The organism is Candidatus Edwardsbacteria bacterium (genome assembly GCA_031082425.1).
In the GTDB taxonomy this organism is placed as follows: domain Bacteria; phylum Edwardsbacteria; class AC1; order AC1; family EtOH8; genus UBA2226.
Window position 1 is genome coordinate 23,197 of the sequence record JAVHLB010000015.1, and the last position, 16,471, is coordinate 39,667.

The 16,471-nt window shown below is 56.7% G+C and carries 21 protein-coding genes; 20 read left to right on the forward strand and 1 reads right to left on the reverse strand.

Annotated elements, in window-relative coordinates:
• Positions 1 to 7: 7 nt before the first annotated feature.
• The 15 genes from RDU76_11540 to RDU76_11610 all read left to right on the forward strand — a co-directional run bounded on the left by RDU76_11540 (position 8) and on the right by RDU76_11610 (position 12,439).
• Entirely contained in the window at positions 8 to 262 is a 255-nt protein-coding gene (locus RDU76_11540) for a hypothetical protein (protein MDQ7799553.1), read from the forward strand.
• A gap of 167 nt (positions 263 to 429) precedes the next feature.
• A complete protein-coding gene (locus RDU76_11545; protein ID MDQ7799554.1) occupies positions 430 to 1,539 on the forward strand; it encodes a hypothetical protein in 1,110 nt (369 codons plus the stop codon).
• 63 nt (positions 1,540 to 1,602) lie between these two features.
• Positions 1,603 to 2,538, forward strand: coding sequence for a hypothetical protein (locus tag RDU76_11550; protein ID MDQ7799555.1), 936 nt, complete (start codon positions 1,603 to 1,605; stop codon positions 2,536 to 2,538).
• Between the two features lie 92 nt (positions 2,539 to 2,630).
• A complete protein-coding gene (locus tag RDU76_11555) occupies positions 2,631 to 3,107 on the forward strand; it encodes a hypothetical protein (protein ID MDQ7799556.1) in 477 nt (158 codons plus the stop codon).
• A 226-nt stretch (positions 3,108 to 3,333) separates the two neighbouring features.
• Positions 3,334 to 3,708, forward strand: a complete 375-nt coding sequence (locus RDU76_11560; protein MDQ7799557.1) for a hypothetical protein — start codon at positions 3,334 to 3,336, stop codon at positions 3,706 to 3,708.
• A 62-nt stretch (positions 3,709 to 3,770) separates the two neighbouring features.
• Positions 3,771 to 4,259: a DUF2190 family protein gene (locus RDU76_11565; protein MDQ7799558.1), complete on the forward strand. Its 489-nt coding sequence runs from the start codon at positions 3,771 to 3,773 to the stop codon at positions 4,257 to 4,259.
• 1 nt (position 4,260) lies between these two features.
• Entirely contained in the window at positions 4,261 to 4,692 is a 432-nt protein-coding gene (locus tag RDU76_11570) for a DUF1320 domain-containing protein (protein MDQ7799559.1), read from the forward strand.
• A 10-nt stretch (positions 4,693 to 4,702) separates the two neighbouring features.
• Positions 4,703 to 5,125 (forward strand): Gp37 family protein, encoded by a 423-nt coding sequence (locus RDU76_11575; protein ID MDQ7799560.1) that lies wholly within the window; start codon positions 4,703 to 4,705, stop codon positions 5,123 to 5,125.
• Positions 5,122 to 5,616 (forward strand): hypothetical protein, encoded by a 495-nt coding sequence (locus RDU76_11580; protein ID MDQ7799561.1) that lies wholly within the window; start codon positions 5,122 to 5,124, stop codon positions 5,614 to 5,616. Before RDU76_11575 ends, RDU76_11580 begins: the two co-directional genes overlap by 4 nt.
• Before the next feature lie 21 nt (positions 5,617 to 5,637).
• Entirely contained in the window at positions 5,638 to 6,588 is a 951-nt protein-coding gene (locus tag RDU76_11585) for a hypothetical protein (GenBank protein ID MDQ7799562.1), read from the forward strand.
• Between the two features lie 19 nt (positions 6,589 to 6,607).
• Positions 6,608 to 7,006, forward strand: a complete 399-nt coding sequence (locus RDU76_11590; GenBank protein MDQ7799563.1) for a hypothetical protein — start codon at positions 6,608 to 6,610, stop codon at positions 7,004 to 7,006.
• Positions 7,007 to 7,262: 256 nt separating this feature from the next.
• On the forward strand, positions 7,263 to 8,723 hold the full coding sequence (locus RDU76_11595) for a hypothetical protein (protein ID MDQ7799564.1): 1,461 nt from the start codon (positions 7,263 to 7,265) through the stop codon (positions 8,721 to 8,723).
• Positions 8,723 to 9,535, forward strand: coding sequence for a discoidin domain-containing protein (locus RDU76_11600; protein ID MDQ7799565.1), 813 nt, complete (start codon positions 8,723 to 8,725; stop codon positions 9,533 to 9,535). The genes RDU76_11595 and RDU76_11600 overlap by 1 nt, the downstream gene beginning before the upstream one ends.
• Positions 9,535 to 11,346, forward strand: coding sequence for a hypothetical protein (locus tag RDU76_11605; protein MDQ7799566.1), 1,812 nt, complete (start codon positions 9,535 to 9,537; stop codon positions 11,344 to 11,346). Before RDU76_11600 ends, RDU76_11605 begins: the two co-directional genes overlap by 1 nt.
• A gap of 13 nt (positions 11,347 to 11,359) precedes the next feature.
• Positions 11,360 to 12,439, forward strand: a complete 1,080-nt coding sequence (locus RDU76_11610; GenBank protein MDQ7799567.1) for a hypothetical protein — start codon at positions 11,360 to 11,362, stop codon at positions 12,437 to 12,439.
• On the opposite strand, the gene RDU76_11615 is transcribed toward RDU76_11610, so the two are convergent.
• Positions 12,436 to 12,882, reverse strand: coding sequence for a hypothetical protein (locus RDU76_11615; protein MDQ7799568.1), 447 nt, complete (start codon positions 12,880 to 12,882; stop codon positions 12,436 to 12,438). The genes RDU76_11610 and RDU76_11615 overlap by 4 nt on opposite strands.
• Before the next feature lie 67 nt (positions 12,883 to 12,949).
• Here RDU76_11615 and RDU76_11620 point away from each other — a divergent pair, with 67 nt between their 5' ends.
• From RDU76_11620 to RDU76_11640, 5 genes are all read left to right on the forward strand, one after another.
• Positions 12,950 to 13,207, forward strand: a complete 258-nt coding sequence (locus RDU76_11620; protein ID MDQ7799569.1) for a hypothetical protein — start codon at positions 12,950 to 12,952, stop codon at positions 13,205 to 13,207.
• A 44-nt stretch (positions 13,208 to 13,251) separates the two neighbouring features.
• Complete coding sequence (locus RDU76_11625; protein MDQ7799570.1) at positions 13,252 to 13,617, forward strand: hypothetical protein; 366 nt, start codon at positions 13,252 to 13,254, stop codon at positions 13,615 to 13,617.
• Positions 13,617 to 15,536 carry a hypothetical protein gene (locus RDU76_11630; protein MDQ7799571.1) on the forward strand — a complete coding sequence of 640 codons (1,920 nt, stop codon included), beginning with the start codon at positions 13,617 to 13,619 and terminating at the stop codon, positions 15,534 to 15,536. Before RDU76_11625 ends, RDU76_11630 begins: the two co-directional genes overlap by 1 nt.
• Before the next feature lie 23 nt (positions 15,537 to 15,559).
• Positions 15,560 to 15,856 carry a hypothetical protein gene (locus RDU76_11635; protein MDQ7799572.1) on the forward strand — a complete coding sequence of 99 codons (297 nt, stop codon included), beginning with the start codon at positions 15,560 to 15,562 and terminating at the stop codon, positions 15,854 to 15,856.
• A 301-nt stretch (positions 15,857 to 16,157) separates the two neighbouring features.
• Positions 16,158 to 16,471 (forward strand): type VI secretion system ATPase TssH (locus RDU76_11640; protein ID MDQ7799573.1); only part of this gene is annotated, 314 nt, incomplete at its 3' end.

Consider the following 16,471-nt stretch of genomic DNA (forward strand, 5'->3'; position numbering starts at 1 on the left):
AATAAGAATGCGTATCGGGACGATATCCAAAAAATGCACCAGGCTGTGGCTGACGGCGATACTGACGCTATGGCTGATCTCTTCGACCGGATGCGGACTCCTGGCAAGCCGGCAGACGGTCCGGGTGATCCCGGCCGACAGGGCGATAAAGAAACTGCCCAACGGTAACTACGAGGTTACCTCCGCCTGGCTCCTGGAAAGGTACGAATACGAGAGGCATCTTACCGAGGAGTTGGAAAAGGTAAAAAAGGGGCGGAAATAACCGTTTTCCGTAAATTGCCCTTATTCGCACACAAAGGCCCCAGGTTGATTTCGGCGGCTTACTACCCGATGCCATTTCTTTTGAACGATTCTGGGGCGATTTAAACAGGGTTTAAACACTTCGGGCGCCATGCAGCTGGCCCAAAATGCCAAATTGGAGAAAATGCCATGAAAATAGTCGTATTCCGTACCGGCAAACATACCGATTCCAAGGGCAATACCCGGGAGTGGACCGAGGCCGATCTGGACCGGATGGTTTCCGGTTACGACCCGGCCAGCCACGAGGCCCCGGTGGTCATAGGGCACCCCAAGGATAACGACCCGGCGTTCGGCTGGGTGGAGAGCATAGCCCGCGAGGGCCAGAACCTGGTGGCCACGCTCAAGGATCTGGTGCCGGAGTTCGTCGAGGCCTGGACGAAGGGATTGTTCAAAAAAAGATCCATCTCCCTATACCCCGACCTGACCCTGCGGCATGTAGGATTCCTGGGAGCCATGCCACCGGCGGTAAAAGGCCTGCCGGATTTCAAGTTCTCGGACAAGGACGAATCCACCACCATCGACTTCTCCGACGAAACCGGCTGGAAGGTTACCGCCATCGGCCGGCTGCTGTCGTCCCTGCGGGACATGCTTATAGAAAAATTCGGCCTGGAGACGGCCGACCGGGTGCTCCCCGGATGGGACGTGAACAACCTGCTGCAGGAGCCGGATCCGAAACCAAACCAGGCATTCAGCCAGGAAACCATAAACCTAACAGAAGAGGGAAAAATGACGCCAGAGGAAATCAAAGAGCTTAAGGACAAGAACGCCGCCCTGGAAGCCCAGGTGGCGGACCTGTCCGCCCAGTTGGCCGAGGCCAAAAAGAAGGAGACCGAGGCCGCCGCCGCCGCCGACATGGCGGAGCATGCCGGGTTCTGCGAAGGACTGATCAAGGAGGGCAAGATGACCCCGGCCCAGAAGGAGGTTTGCATCGTGACCATGCAGGCCCTGTCCGGCCAGGCCGAACAGGAGTTCGCCGAGGGCGACAAGAGGGTCAAAAAGACCCCGCTCCAGGCCTTTAAGGACCAGCTCTCGGCCATGCCGGTGCAGGTGGAGTTCGCCGAGGTGGCCGGCAAGAAAAAAGCCGGCCAGGGAGGCCAGACCACGGAGTTCTCGGCCCCGGGCGGCGAGGTGATCCCGGAGTCCGCCGAGCTGGACAAAAAGGCCCGGGACCTGATGGCCCAGGACAAGACCCTGTCTTACCGCGAGGCGGTGCACCGGGCTCTGGAAATGGTCCTGTAGTCCGGTCGGCAAATCAAATCAACAAGCAATAATCAACCAAAATAATTTACGGAGGATCATTCAATGGGTCAATTAGGAAGTCTCAGGGCGGTACATCAAGTCCTGACCACCCTGGCGCGGGGCTACACCAACGCCCAACTGGTGGCCGAGGAGTTGTTCCCCATCGCTCCGGTGGATAAGGAGGCCGTCTATATCCCGGTATTCGGCAAGGACGCCTTTAAGAACCGGAGCACCGAGCGGGCCATCCGGGCCGCATCCAACCGGATCAATCCGGATTCCCGGTCCAACGTGGCGGCCGTCCTGGTCGAGCACGATCTGGAATACCCCATCGACGTCCGGGAAGAGCAGGAGAGCGACTTCTCCGAGCAGGAGCACGCCGCCATGGTGGTTACCGAGGCCATCAAGCTGCGGCTGGAAAAGCTGGCGGCCATCCTGGCCACCACCGCCGGAAGCTACGCCGCCGGCAGCCGGGTTACCCTGTCGGGTTCCAGCCAGTTCAGCCACGCGGACTGCGATCCGGTGACGGTCTTCGAGACGGGCAAAGAGGCCATCCGGACCCTTACCGGGAAGTATCCCAACAAGGCGGTGCTGGGCGCCACCACCTTTGCCGCCCTCAAGAGCAACCCCGCCCTGCTGGAGCGCATCAAGTACTCCATGAAGGGCGTGCTGACCGTGGAGCTGCTCCAGGAGATCCTGGGGATTCCCAAGATCGTGGTCGGCGCCGCCGTGTCGTCCAACGACGCCGGCACGGCCATGAGCGACGTCTGGAGCGACGTGGCAGTGCTGGCTTTCGTGCCCAACGGCTCCATGCAGAGCATCTACGAGCCGTCCTACGGGTACACCCTGCGCAAGCGCGGGTATCCCCAGGTGGACCAGTACACCGAGAACGGTGGCAAGCTGCAGATCGTCCGCTGCACCGACATCCTGCTGCCCAAGATCGTGGGAGCCGACGCCGGCTACCTGATCAGCGACACCTGCGCCCCGGTTGCCGGTCTGTAATCCGGCTTGATATCAAAAGCATAGCGGCACGGCCGCTCGGCCGTGCCGCCTGAAACAATCCATCATAAATCAAGAAAGAGAGATCGAACAAAATGAGACCGAAGATTTCCTTATGGGCAATGATCCTGCTGCTGGCCCTGGTTATGATCCTGCCGATGGTCCCGCAGACCGCCCAGGGCGGGGATCTGGTGGACTACCTGTTCCCCACCACCCAGGCCAAGCTGGCCCCGGCCAAAGCCTGCACTTCGAGCACCAAGAACCTTGCCGGGGATAAAGAGGTAACTGTTCAGTGGGCTGGCTGGGGGCATATCGGCGACACTCTGGTTTTGGGCTTTAATCAGATGCCCAGCAACTTTGCCGGCTCCGGATCATTCAAGCCAACCAACTGCGCCGACGATTCCGTGCTGTTCCTGGACACCATATTCGGGAATGGCGCCTGGCAATACAGCCGATTATATTATTTCGATTCGCTGTACGTGGCCAATAACCAAAAGTTTAAAGCATGGAACAAGGCCGCACACGATACCATAGACTCGTTCCAGATATCGATCGGGAAACAGGGTCCTTAAAGTTACAAGGCTCTTTCCCGGGTTGATCCGCTATAAAAAACCTTAAAAAGATTGGCGCAGCATCATGGCCGGAAAAAATAAAAGTAAACACAAACGGGGCAGGAGTATTATCAGCCGGCCGCGATCCGACATTAACGTTTCCCATGCTCCGGATAAACCCCGGGGATCCGGCGAGCTGCCGCCGACTCCCCAGGGCCCGGAGGATGGGAAACAACAAGGAGACCAGGTGAAGTTTTTTAACAATAACAATAAAGATAAAGAACGGCCCGGCGCAGGGGTTTCTGGCGGGGATGCGAACCTCCCTCCGTCTCCATCCCAGGACCCCGGCCGGCCGGATAACGAACCGGATCTTTCCGCCGCCGGAATAAACCCCGAGCCACCCGCTGCGGAAATTACGCCGGCCGCCGATCCGCCGGCAGATCCGCCGGCGCCGCCGGCCGCAGTACCTCCACCGGTCGCCCCGCCCGTCCCGGCCACCGGCAAATACCGCGTCATTGACTCCGCCATCATGTTCAACGGCCGGCTGTACCCCGAGGGATCGGTGATCTCGCTGACTGCCAAGGATGCCCACGCCCTTAAAAAGTTCCTGGCGAAGATCTAAGACATCCCTGACGGATCCAAATAACATTCATAAATCATTAACGATAACCAAGAGGTAAGAAAATGACCGAACAACCCACTCTGATCACATCGATCGTAGCGGCCGCCGCGCTGACCAAGGGATATTTCATCGGCTTCGACGGCAACGTCTGCGGAGCCGGCGCCAAGGCGCTGGGCGTCTGCAATGCCGACTCCGACAGCGGAGAGATGGCTCCGGTGCTGGCCAAGGGCATTGCCCTGGTGGTCTCGGCCGCCGCCATAGCGGTGGGAGCCGCCCTGGTGTCGGACGCCTCCGGCCAGGCCACCACCGCCACCACCTTCGCCGCCGCCGCCCCGGCCATCACCGTGGACGACACCAAGCTGACGGTGGATTCCGGCGCCACCGGGGTGACCTCCTCGGCCGCCAACGGAGCCATCATCTCGGCCGCCGAAGGCCTGCTGACCCCGGCCGCCCCGGCCCTGACCGGTTCGGTGCTGCCCCAGGCCATTAACGGCTATGCCCTGGATGCCGCCACCGCCGCCGGCGACCTGATCCGCGTGCTGCTGGTGTAGCATGGCCTACTGCACCCTCGATGACATAAAGAAGGTGGCCCCGGAGACGGACCTTATCCAGCTGACCGACGACGATAATCTGGGCATCATCAAGACCACCATCACCGACGCCGCCATCGAGGATGCCGACGACTTCATCGACACTTATCTGAGGGGCAGGTATACCCTGCCCCTCAGTGAGACTCCCAAGATCATAGCCAAGCTCAGCGTAGACCTGGCGCTCTATTACATTTACGAACGCCGGTTCAAAACCAAGATGCCGGAGGGCATCATCGGCAGCTACAACAACGCCATAAAATTGCTGGGGCAGATCCAGCAGGGCCGGATCTCGCTGGGGGTGGACTCCGGAACATCCACCGGATCCGGAGAATTCCAGACCAACAAGACCTCCGACTCCCGGGTGTTCAACAGCGATGTTATGGACCAGTATTAAGGGCATTTGAATGGGCATTAAAGCCATCGAAGACGCCGTTTATGACCGGTTGAACGGCTTTATAAAAGACCTGGCGGTGGAGGCATATCCCGACAACCCCGACCTGTACGAGCTTAAGCATGCCAAGGGATCGGTGATGGTTCATTTCGAGGGTGCTACGGCCGGCCAGCCGGAACGCCGGGGGACCATGGTACAGAGGGAGGATCTTAATTTCGGCATCACCGTCATGGTCCGCAGCCTCAAGCGCAATACCAGCGGAGCCTACGACGTCATCGACCTGATCAAGCAGGCGCTGGCCGGGCATAAAATATCCGGGTGCGGGAAAATATATTTGCGCGGCACGGCGCTGGTGCAGATCGTGGACGGGGTGTGGGAATACTCGGTGGGGATCACCGTACCCACCGTTATGATCATAAACCAGGAGCAGACATGAACTGGCTGGAAGCGCGGGCCTACGAGCAGATCAAACTGATCTTCCAGGGCGAAGACCTTACATCGCTGGGCTTGCAAAACATCCTGATAGGCGAGAACTCCTGGCCGGCGGCCGGCGGATTGACCGGCGAGGATCTGTTGCCCCAGCTGCCGGCAGTGGTGCTGATCCCCTCCGAAAACAACGGACTTACCTACAACAATATTGCCAACCATTACCAGCAGATAAATCTGCGGGTAAAATTATTATGGGTTTACGCCGACGGAGAAGATCCGATCGTAAAATGCAGCGACGCACTTTCGCTTCTGGTGGCGGCGCTGATAAACGACCCCACGCCGATAGCGGTGGGAACCGGGGAATCTCTCTACACCTTCGAGCCGTCCAACGTAACCGGGTTCGATAAAGAGGCCGGCCGCTTTTGGGAGGATGTGGGCCTTAATATCGCCGAGGGCCGGTTCGACCTGCTGGTCCGGGCGCAGTCATACCAACAATAATCCCTATTATAAGGAGCCGCAATGGCTATTTACCGAGCAAAAAAAGGCATACTGCTGGCCAAGGCCGAATCATCCTACGGAGTTGATCCGTCGCCCACCATAACCAGCCTGATAGCGGCCGAGGATGTAGTGGTTGAAAAATCGGCCGTTAATATAAAGAACAAAGCTCTGGTGGGGATCCACGGAGATCTCCCCGACATAAATTACGAAGGCCCCTGCAACATAAAGTTTAAAACCCACCTAAGGGTGCCAGGCACGGCCGGCAATACCCCCGATATTGCCTCTCTGCTCAAGGCCTGCAGCTTTGACGAAACCATTTCGGCCGGGGTAAGCGTTACCTACGAGCTTGAGCTGACCGACGGGTTGCTGACGCCCTCGGTGGCATTCTATTTCTACGACTCCGGCCGGTTCTGCAAGGCCCTGGGCTGCGTGGGCAAGGTAAAAATAAACGCCAAGGCTCAGGACCTGGTGATGCTGGAGTGGGAATTCACCGGGTTCTGGCTGGCAGCCGACATCGCGGACGAGGGATATCCCTCTATGGTCGGCGTTTCGGCGCTGGATTCTCCGGCTATATTCAAGTCGGCGGAATTCAATTTCAACAGCTACCAGGCGCTTATCGAAAATTTGGCCTGCGACTTCGGTATCTCGGTGGGCCGCCAGGTATCGGCCAACGCCGCCACCGGAGTTGCCCGCTACCGGGTGCAGGACTTTGCCCCTAAGATAGATTTCGACCCCGAGGTGGTGGCTCTTTCCGCATTCAATCCCTGGACCCTGTGGCTGGCCGGGACTCTGGCGGTACTTAGCGCCTACTTTAAATCGTCCTCGGGCCAGGTACAGCTCAGCATGACCGGCTTGCAAAGCGAGGTCCCCAAGGAAGGGGAACGCGAAGAGGCCCAGATTTACCAAATGTCCGCCGCCTGCAAAACCGCCGATTTCACCGCCGGCTACGTGGCGCGATTGATCTATACATAATATTAACAAGGAGGGAGTTATGCCCAGAGATCTGGCCAGGAACGACAATAACGATCTATTGGTCAACGACCTGGTGTCGAACGACACCATCATGCTCTATTACCGGCAGCCGTCGGCCGAGGATCACATAACGTATCACGCCCGCGTCAACAAGGTGGTCGACGGCAAGATGCAATACGACGAGAGGGCCAGGCTGGATCTGGCCATGGACCTGCTGACCGGGTTCCGCAAGGGCGCCCTGACGGTGGGCGGCAAAGAGATCTCCTGCGATCCCCAGGACCCGGATTACCAGGAGAACTGGCGGGAGCTTATCAGGGACACCGCCGCCGACTGGCTGATGCTCTTGGCTACGGTGGCCTACAGCGGCGCGAGACGGGAGAAAAAAGAGCCCCCTTTCGAGAAACCCTCGAACAACTGAGGTTCAAATGCACGCCCCGCAAAAAGGCGGAGTGCCTCAAGACCACCCATCCTTCCCACCTGCCGCTGCAATGTTCGGAATGCCCGCAAAATAAAAAGCCGGTCCCCAGTCCCTGGTTCAACTCGGTCTGGTTTCTGTACAGCATGCAGCTGGCCGGATATCCCTACGGCAAGAACGATCTGACCATTGACCAATGGCTGGCGGTGTCCGAAATGCGATCGGCCGTGGACGAAATCACAATGAGAATAGATTGATCATGGGTAACTCAACCGAAGTCACCATACTGTTCAAGGCCGACGGCACCGCTGCGATCAAGACGATCAACGGCGTTGAGGAGGCTATGGGGAAAACGTCTGGGACGGTGCAAAAGACGGCCGCCTCCTTCGACGTTAATCGGCGCGAGATAAACAAGGTCACCGGCGCCATTAACGGCGCCGTTGCCGCTTCCGGCAGTTTAACTTCTTCTCAGGCAGGCCTGCTGAGAATATTTTCCGAAACAGCAGAAACTGCGGTAGAGCTTAAGAGTGGTATCGGCATGGCGGCAGGAGCCATGAAGGGCCTGATCGCCGGCAGTGTGATCATGCTGGGAATTCAGGCCATAGCGTTTACGGTGGAATATTTAAGTAAAAAACACAGGGAGGCGGCCGAAGAGGCCAGGAAGAACAGGGAGGAGCACGAAAAGCTAATAGCGGCTTTTAAGACCGACGCCGAGAACACGCTTAAATTACTGCAACAGATAACCGACCGGACGGCGGCAAACGAAAGCATGGCGCTGACGGCGCTGGCGTCACAGGTGGGCGGCATAGAAAACTTATATTCTTACTGGTACAACGCCACAACCGATCAGGTAAACATCGAGGGCGTCCTTCAGAAGATGGTGGCCAACGGCCGTGCGTTTACCGAACAGCAACGACAAGCGGTGTTGGGTTTGGCCGAGGCCTATAAGAAAGCCAACGAGGAAAGATCCAAGGTGCCGGCCCCGACTGTCCCGCTAAGCGCGGGGAATGTCTCTGGAGAGGATTATAATTTGAAAGCGGACGAACTAAAGCGCATGCAGGATTATTACGACGCCCGCTATACTGTCGCCATGGCAGCCGGGGAACGGGAAAAATATCTGAGGGCCAAGACCCAGGGTGATCAGTTGAATCAACTATACACCGATTACGACAACAACCTGCTGACCGAAGGCGCATATTTGCAAACCCGCGAGGCGACGATCCAGCGTTTTGCCGACAACGAAAAACGTATCAAGATGGCCACAGCGATGAGCAATACCCAGATGCTTACCGGTCAGGCGGCCGCAACCTTTGCCGCTTTGGCCCAGCAAAATAAAAAATTCCTTGGGGTCGCCAAGGCGGCGGCCATCGTCGACATAGGCGTCCAGGCAACCAAGGCTGCCTGGACCGTATTCGGACAGAACTTCTGGCTGGGCCTGGCCATGGCTCCCTTGATAGCCGCCAAGGCGGCAGCCGATATCGCCCGGGTTACGTCCACCAGTGACGGCGGTATCGTTTCTTCGGGGAATAATATCAGCGTGCCCACCGGCGGCGGGGCCTCGTATCCGGCCGCGCAAGAACGGCCGGCCGATCGCTCCTCGACCAACAACATCTATTATTTCGGATCGCTGTGGGGCGCACTGGAAGATGCGCAGAAGGACGCGCTGGCCCGGGGACTTCTTCCTGCCCTCAATAAAGCCGCCTACGATGGAGTGCAGTAATGAGCAACCCGATGATCCTATCCGACAACCTGTTCGATGACGCCGGCACTCTGTCCGCCAGCGACACCGACACCGATGCCGCCTACAGCGTGGACAACATCAAGGACCTGCGTCCATACACCTGGTGGAAGGCGGCCAACGCCACCACCGGGGCCAAGTGGATCAAGATAGCCCTGACCACGGCCGCTACCGCCGACTCCATAGGGATCATCGGGCATAATTTATTTTCGGCCGGGGTGTTCAGCTTTAAGCTACAGCATTCGCCCGACGATTCCACCTGGACGGATGTTGTCAGCCTGGATAAGAATGATGAGGAATTGCAGTCCGACAAGGCATTCTTCGTCACCTTTACCGCTCCGGCCGTTAAAGGTTATTGGCGGGTGCTTATAGAGGACGACACCGGCGCGGGATATACCGCAGTTCCGCAGATAGCCGTTATCATGGTGGGCGCCAGGATAGACATGCCCACCAGCCCGGACACTCCGTTCGATCCCGGCAAGGAAAAGGCCTCGGCCTCGGTTGTCAGCAACGGTGGGAATCTGCTGGGATCGGTATACCGCTTTACCACCACCAGGATCACGGCCGTATTCGCCCAGCTTACCAGGACCTTTGTCTGGAACACCCTGTATCCCTGGTGGACCAGCCACGCAAAATTAGGCAAGCCGTTCTTCTTCGTGTGGGATTATGCCAATTATGCCACCGATGTCCGCTGGGTAAAATTGGTTGACGGAGCGCAGTTCGAACGGCCGCTGTCACGGGGAACGTATGTGGATTCCTTCACCCTGGACATGGAAGGAATGCTGGAGGAATAATGAGCTATAACGATCTGAAAAATGCGATCGGGCGGACGCCGGTATATTACGTGGTGATCACCCAGGATCTGTGTTCCCGCACTTTCGGATCGTCTCCCTGCCTGGCCACCGGAACAAAGTGCTATAACACCTTCGCCACCTGCAAATATTTAACGGCCTACGACAAGACCACCCGGGATTATAAGTTCAGCTCCCACGGGGCCCCGCTGCCGGCCAAGGCCGGAGAACGCCCCTATATCAAGTCCATCCGGTTCATCCCGGCCGAGATCAAATCCAGCCTCACCGTCACCGAACGGGTGAACATCGCCATGTACGACGAGCCGGACACCGATGTCGGCATTGATCCCTACGTCTCCACCAGGTCCAGCGTCCAGGGGACATTTTGGAAAAAGTGGATCGCCCGCAACCCGAATTACAAGGGCCGGAAAATAGAGATCTACCAGGGATTCAACGGGCTGGCGATAGGCGATTTTGCCTTGCGGTTCTCCGGACTGATGGAGAACATCTCCATCAACCGGGACGGGGCCATAAACATCGAGTGCGTCGACAAGCTGGCCAAACTTAAAGAGGTCAGCATTCCGGCGGCCTGCACGGCCAGCGTAAAGTTTTATGTCTCCGGGCTGACCATTGCCATCAACGAAACGCTGGCGGCCGACATAGAAAACATCCCGGCCGGCGGAGGGTATATCCGCATCGGCGACCAGATCGTCAAATATACCACCTTTGCCTGGTATCCCTCGGTGGCCTACGCGCCCGGGTACTATGCCTTCACCGGGTTGACCTTCGGCCAGTTCGACACCACCTACGTCCAGCCGGTGGCCGGGGACAAGATATCGCTGGTGAATTATTTTGCTCCGGACCATCCCTTTGACCACTTAGACACTCTGATAAAGCTGGCCGGCTACACCGACGCCGACATCGACCTGCCCGCCTTTGCCGTCTGGGATATCAGCACCAACATCAACGGCTGGCGCGACTACCCGGAAGACGACATGGACTTTTCGGCGGTGATCGCCGAAGATGCCAAGGTCAGCGACCTGATAATGGAGATCGCCGAAATGCTGGATGCCCGGATCTGGGTGAACGAGAATTCCAAGATCACCATCGTCCGCAACCTGCCCAACAAACCCGGCCGGACTTATAAGACCATCACCGACGCCGCCAACATCGCCCTGAACAGCGATTCGGTGGACCTGGCCATGTCCGCCCGGCTGACCCGGTGCAAGGTCTTCTGGGGCCTGTATACCCTGGAGGACCGGGAGAAGGATACCAGCTACCAGTTCTCGGACGAGGTGATCGATGCCGATGCCGAATCGACCTCGGGCTTTGACGACCAGCTGGGGAAAACCATATTCAGCCGATGGATCAATCTGGACTGCGTTCCGACGGCATATCCCTACGAGACCGAAGCCGCCCAGATAGCCTGGATAACCGAGCGGGTGAAAAGCTACGCCATGCGGATCGTCCAGCGGCTGCGGGAGGCTCCGTCCAAATTGGACTGCTCGGTGGAGCTTAAGGACGAGGACGTGATGACCGGATCGTTCGTCCTGGTCACCACCGACATCATCCAGAACACGGACGGGACCGGGCTGACCAGCCATCCATTTATGGTGGTCCGCCGTGATCCGGATCCGGACGGCGGGAAGGTAAAGCTTAAACTGCAGAAAATGCCGGCAAGAAGGGTTGGCTTCGTAGCGCCAGCCGCCGCCCCGGACTACCCATCGGCCGACAACGCCGACAAGCAATACGGCTACATCAGCGACAGCAGCAACCTGATGGCCGACGGCATAACCGGATATTTTATTTATTAAGGGAGATTAGAAGATGGCTTGGAATGACATTAGCTCGTCGCTGTGCGATATAGGAAAAGGCCTTACCACTACGCTGATGAACTACATCCGGGGGAACCTGGATTATCTTAAGGCCAACACCGGGACCGGGAACATCCATAATTTGCTGACCAATCCCAGCTTTGAGAATTATGATCCGGACACCTTCGCCCCGGATAACTGGGACATAACGCTGGCAACAGGATCATCGGCCGCAGTGGTGCCCAACAATTCAGCCATCTCTGGGTTGGCCTGGCTGCAGGTGGTTCCGCCATCGAGCGGCGATACCACGGTCAAGAGCAGCTTTATGGAAATAAATTATAAAAAGCTGCTGCGGTGGAAACTGTTTCTTAGAAAATATACTGCGGCCGACGATATCCAGGTCAAGGTGTATTTTTACAAAGGCGATCAGACCGATGGGACCGTTACCCCTGATGTCAACGGGTCAAGCTACCCGCAGCCCGGAGAGCTGCCGGAGAATGCCCACGCTACGGCAGGCGCCGGTTATGCCATCTGGGACTTCGGCACGGTGATCCCCCATGCTGGACCGGGCATTGATGCGCATACGGCGATCCAGGGAATCATCCAGCCGCCCAGCGATGCCAGGTGGGCGAAGATAGAGATAATAATTGGAGCGACCACCGGCTATGTATATCTGGACGCCCTGGAGGTCTACCAGCCGGACTTTGATGATCGGGATTACATCTCGGCCAGCGCAAACCTTAAGATCTCCCTGGATACTGAAAAAAGTTCGGTCTCCACGGATTACGTGAAGGCCAAAGAATTCAGGGTTTACCAGCACGGTATTTACACGGTGAAGTTCGACCTTAAAAGAGGGGCTGCGCCCTATATTGTCTATGGCCGGATATATAAGAATGGCATTGCCTATGGCACGGAACAGAGCGACAACACTGGTAGTTATGTGGTAAAGACAGCCGATCTGGAGTTCGGGCAGGGCGACACCATAGAGCTTTGGATAAAGGCTTCAAATGCATCAAGCGGGGCCTATGTCCAGAACTTTCAACTATTCTTTGATGAGGCCAAGGTTTACGGCTACGGGAAAGACATTCTTTAGTTGACAATCGTCATCGAATCGATTTTTAAATAAAAACTACCGCTTCCGGGAATGCTGTCGTAATAATAATGCTTCGTATAATAGACTTTAGGTATTAAGTTACAGTCCACATAGGCTATGGAAAACCCAAGGTAGAACGTATCCACCCCGATGCCTTGATCAGCGTAAACAGACTTGCTGTCGGCGGGGAAGCTATCAAAGGCCGGATAAACAACCTTAGCCCAGCTGGTATCATTATCGAACCTCGCCGTGTCGGCAATGCTGTAAGTAATTATAACCCGGATCCACCGGTTCGGATTATGCTTCACCACCGGGTAAACGATCTGGAAGTTGGAAACCGGCGGAGTGGTCCCGGGAGCGGAGGGCGGCTCAATAGGATTCTCCGAACAGCCGGCGGCGATGTAAAACAAAACAGCCGCTGAAAAAATAAAAAGCTTTTTCATGGCATTATCTCCAATACGGTTTTGTAAAACTATACATATTTTAATATTATTTGTCAAGGAGAAAATTATGAATACCAGCGCTTATGCGGCTCCGGGGAAACGGCTGGCGGTCATCCTGCTGGCATTAACCCTCCTGGCGGTGGGATGCGCTAGCGTCCCTCACTGCGAGCAGGAATTAGGCAGACTCGCTGAACTGGATGCCGAGGTCGTGAGGTATCAGGCATTGGCCGATTCCGGGAATATACGGCAAGAAATGATCCCCCACCTGATCCGGATGGATATCCGCATCATGAGAATGCGGGCGATGTCAACAAGATCAAGATAACAGGCAATTAACCGGCCCTTAAGGGACCGTCTACGAGGTGTTAAATGAGCACTGCCAATCCGCGAAAACCCCAGGACTGGATCATAAAAAAGGGCATGCGCCTATACCGCAAGCTGGTCCGTTACGATGACAGCGGGGCCCACGAGGACTACACCGGCAAGACTGTGCTGATGCAGATCCGCACCGGGATCGGCGGCACGCTGATAGCCGAGTGGGGCACCACTCCGGAGTCCGGCATAACCATAGACGGATCGGGCGATGTGGTGATAGATATCTCGGCCAGCCTTACCGCCCTGCTGACCGCCGGCCGCTACGTATACGACATAGCCGTCACCGACGATGCCGGTGTGCATGCCTATTTTGGATCCATCGTTCCCAACATAATAGTGATGGACGGAGTGATCGAGTAATGAGCAAGATCATAATCGAGAGCAGCGACAACCCGATCATAGAGATCCACTCCGAAGAGGTGGACATAGGGATCCAGGGGATACAAGGCTTGATCGGTTTGACCGGGGCCACGGGAGCGGATGGCGATCCCGGAGATCCCACCCTGCTGCTGGACCAGTTCGCCCCGTTTACCAAGGGGATGGAAATTTTCAACAGCGTGCTGACCGACCCGGTGCTTAAACTTAAGTCGGTTGATGCCGGGCAGAATATCCTGGAGGCACGTTATAACGACAGCCTGATGATGTCTGTGGCGCCGGACGGGACGCTGTGGCTTAACGGCCTGGTGGACGCCAATAATATCGACATCTATAACACCAACGCCGAGACGGGAACGGTGTATGCCAATAAGATCAGCACCGTGTTCACTCCTGCCGTGGACGTGGTCAACAGCCTGCGCGGGCTTTACGTGGAGGCGCGTTACAACGGCGCCGGGGAATCGCACAATGTGGCGGCCGTCGAGGCTATCTCGCATATCCAGGGTGCTCAGTGGATCGGCCAGGTCCACGGCCTGCTGGCCAAGATCTATTACGATAATACTAACGCGGCCGGCGGCAACTCGCTGTATGCCCTGAGCACTTTTATAGAGATCATCTCGGACGGTGGAACGGCCGAACATGTGATCGGCTTAAAATGCAATGAGATCAACAAGACCGGCACTACGGTTATCCCCGATCTGTACGGGGTCTACATCGCCCGGCTGACCGCTGGAACAGCCAACCACGGCGTGCATTTTGAAGGGGTGGGCAATGGACTTACCTGGGGCAACGAGGGGTCGGGTACCGTAGCGGAAATGTTTTCGGGCAACTCGGCCAAGGATATTGTGGCCAAGAGCGCGTCGGACGGATATTTTGATCTATACTACGGCAAGATGCAGTTCGGTGACGGCGCCGGTGGATACGATGCCAACCTATACCGATCGGCCGCCGACTGGCTTAAGACCGACGACAACCTGCACGTATACGGCTCGATGTTCCTGGGCACTGGGTTCTCCACGGCCGCCAGGCTGTATGTGTATCAGACCACCGCCGACGATGGGCTGATAGTTGACTGCGCTGCCGGCGGCGGGGCCGTGGCTGATTTTCGGGTGGCCGGGGGGAGTAAGGTGTCAATAAGCTCTACGGGCTATCAGACCAACCAGCTGGGCATGGTGATCAACGAGTCCGGCGCCGACAGCGATACCCGGATAGAGGGCGTGGGCGATGCCAACCTGTTCTTCGTGGACGCCAGCACCGCCAGGGTGGGGATAGGGACGGATACGCCGGGATATAGGTTGGATATTAATGGGACGCTGAACGTAGTCGGAGCACAGACTAATTCGAGTTCAATCACAGCATCGGGAATGGGCGCAAATTGCCGGTTTGATTATTATAGTTCGTTCGGCACAGCACGGATATCTGGTTATTATGGTCTTACTGTTTGGGGCAACAATACAGTGGCAAATGGTAGGCTGCTGTCTCTCTATGACGGTTCCACGTCGACCGAGAGGCTACGGGTAACAACGGCTGGTTATGTTGGTATTAATAAATCAGACCCGGGATATTATTTAGATGTGAACGGTACCGTTAGGCTCCGGAATACGGTTTATATAGATACTGTAATAAGGGGTCTGGCTAATGGCAGCGCTGGCGCACCGTTTATAGCATGGGATGCTGATGGTAATACCGGAATATTTCGTAGCGCAGATAATGTCTTGGGATTTTCAGCTGATGGTACCCTGCGGTTGGCTGTTAGCGCCTCTGGTGCGGAGGTAATCGGGGATCTCCAGTGCGACAGCCTACGCATAGACCAGGCGGCCACCGTTGGCGGGCTTGCCCCGGATAGTTATTTCACGCTGTCCCTTAACGGGACCAGCTATAAAGTGCCGTGCATTGCGGCGTAAACCAACAATATAAAGGGGGAGAAATGAAGGTAAATCTATCGGCCATCCTGCTGAGCATTAATGGCGAGCAGATCAAACAGGCGGAGGTGGTGCAAACCGTAGGCACCATAGCGGTCGAGGCGCTGCAAATATTCGACACCAGAGATACGGCCATCAGCGGCGACGAAAAGGCTAAACGCTGGAAGCTGGCCTGCCGTATCCATGGCCAGGCCGAGGCCGAGATCAGCATCGAGGAGGCCAAGCTGATCAAGGACCTGGTGGGCAAATATTACGGCCCAGTGATCGTGGGCCAGGTGTGGGATGCCCTGGAGGGTAAATGACCCCTTGCGTTCCTTCATTATATAGTATATAATGGCGGCTGTTTAGCCGGGGCCTAAATATTACACAATAGTATAACGCAAAAAGATAACACCCTTTTATTATTGGCTAATAAAGGGGTGTTTTATGGCCCAAAAACGGCCGTTAAAAAATCTCAAACTGTTTGCAACAAAATCTCAAACTAAATGAGGCGTTATACAGAACGAGAAGGCCGCCATCAAAAAGATCGGCGACATCAAACAGCGCATCGAGGATGCCAAACTGCAGGAACAACAGGCCGAAAAGCAGGGTGACCTCAACAAGGTGGCCGAACTGCGCTACGGCACCATCACCTCATTGCAGAAGGACCTGGAGCAGGAGAATAAGCAGCTGGCCGAGGTGCAGAAGGACATCAAGATGCTGAAGGAGGAGGTGGACGATGAGGACATCGCCGAGGTGGTGGCCAAATGGACCGGGATCCCGGTGGCCCGGATGCTGGAGGGCGAGACCGCCAAATTGGTGAAGATGGAGGAGAGGCTCAAGCTGCGGGTGGTGGGGCAGGACGATGCACTGGTGGCGGTATCCAACGCGGTCCGCCGGGCCCGGGCCGGGCTTTCCGATCCCAATAGACCCATCGG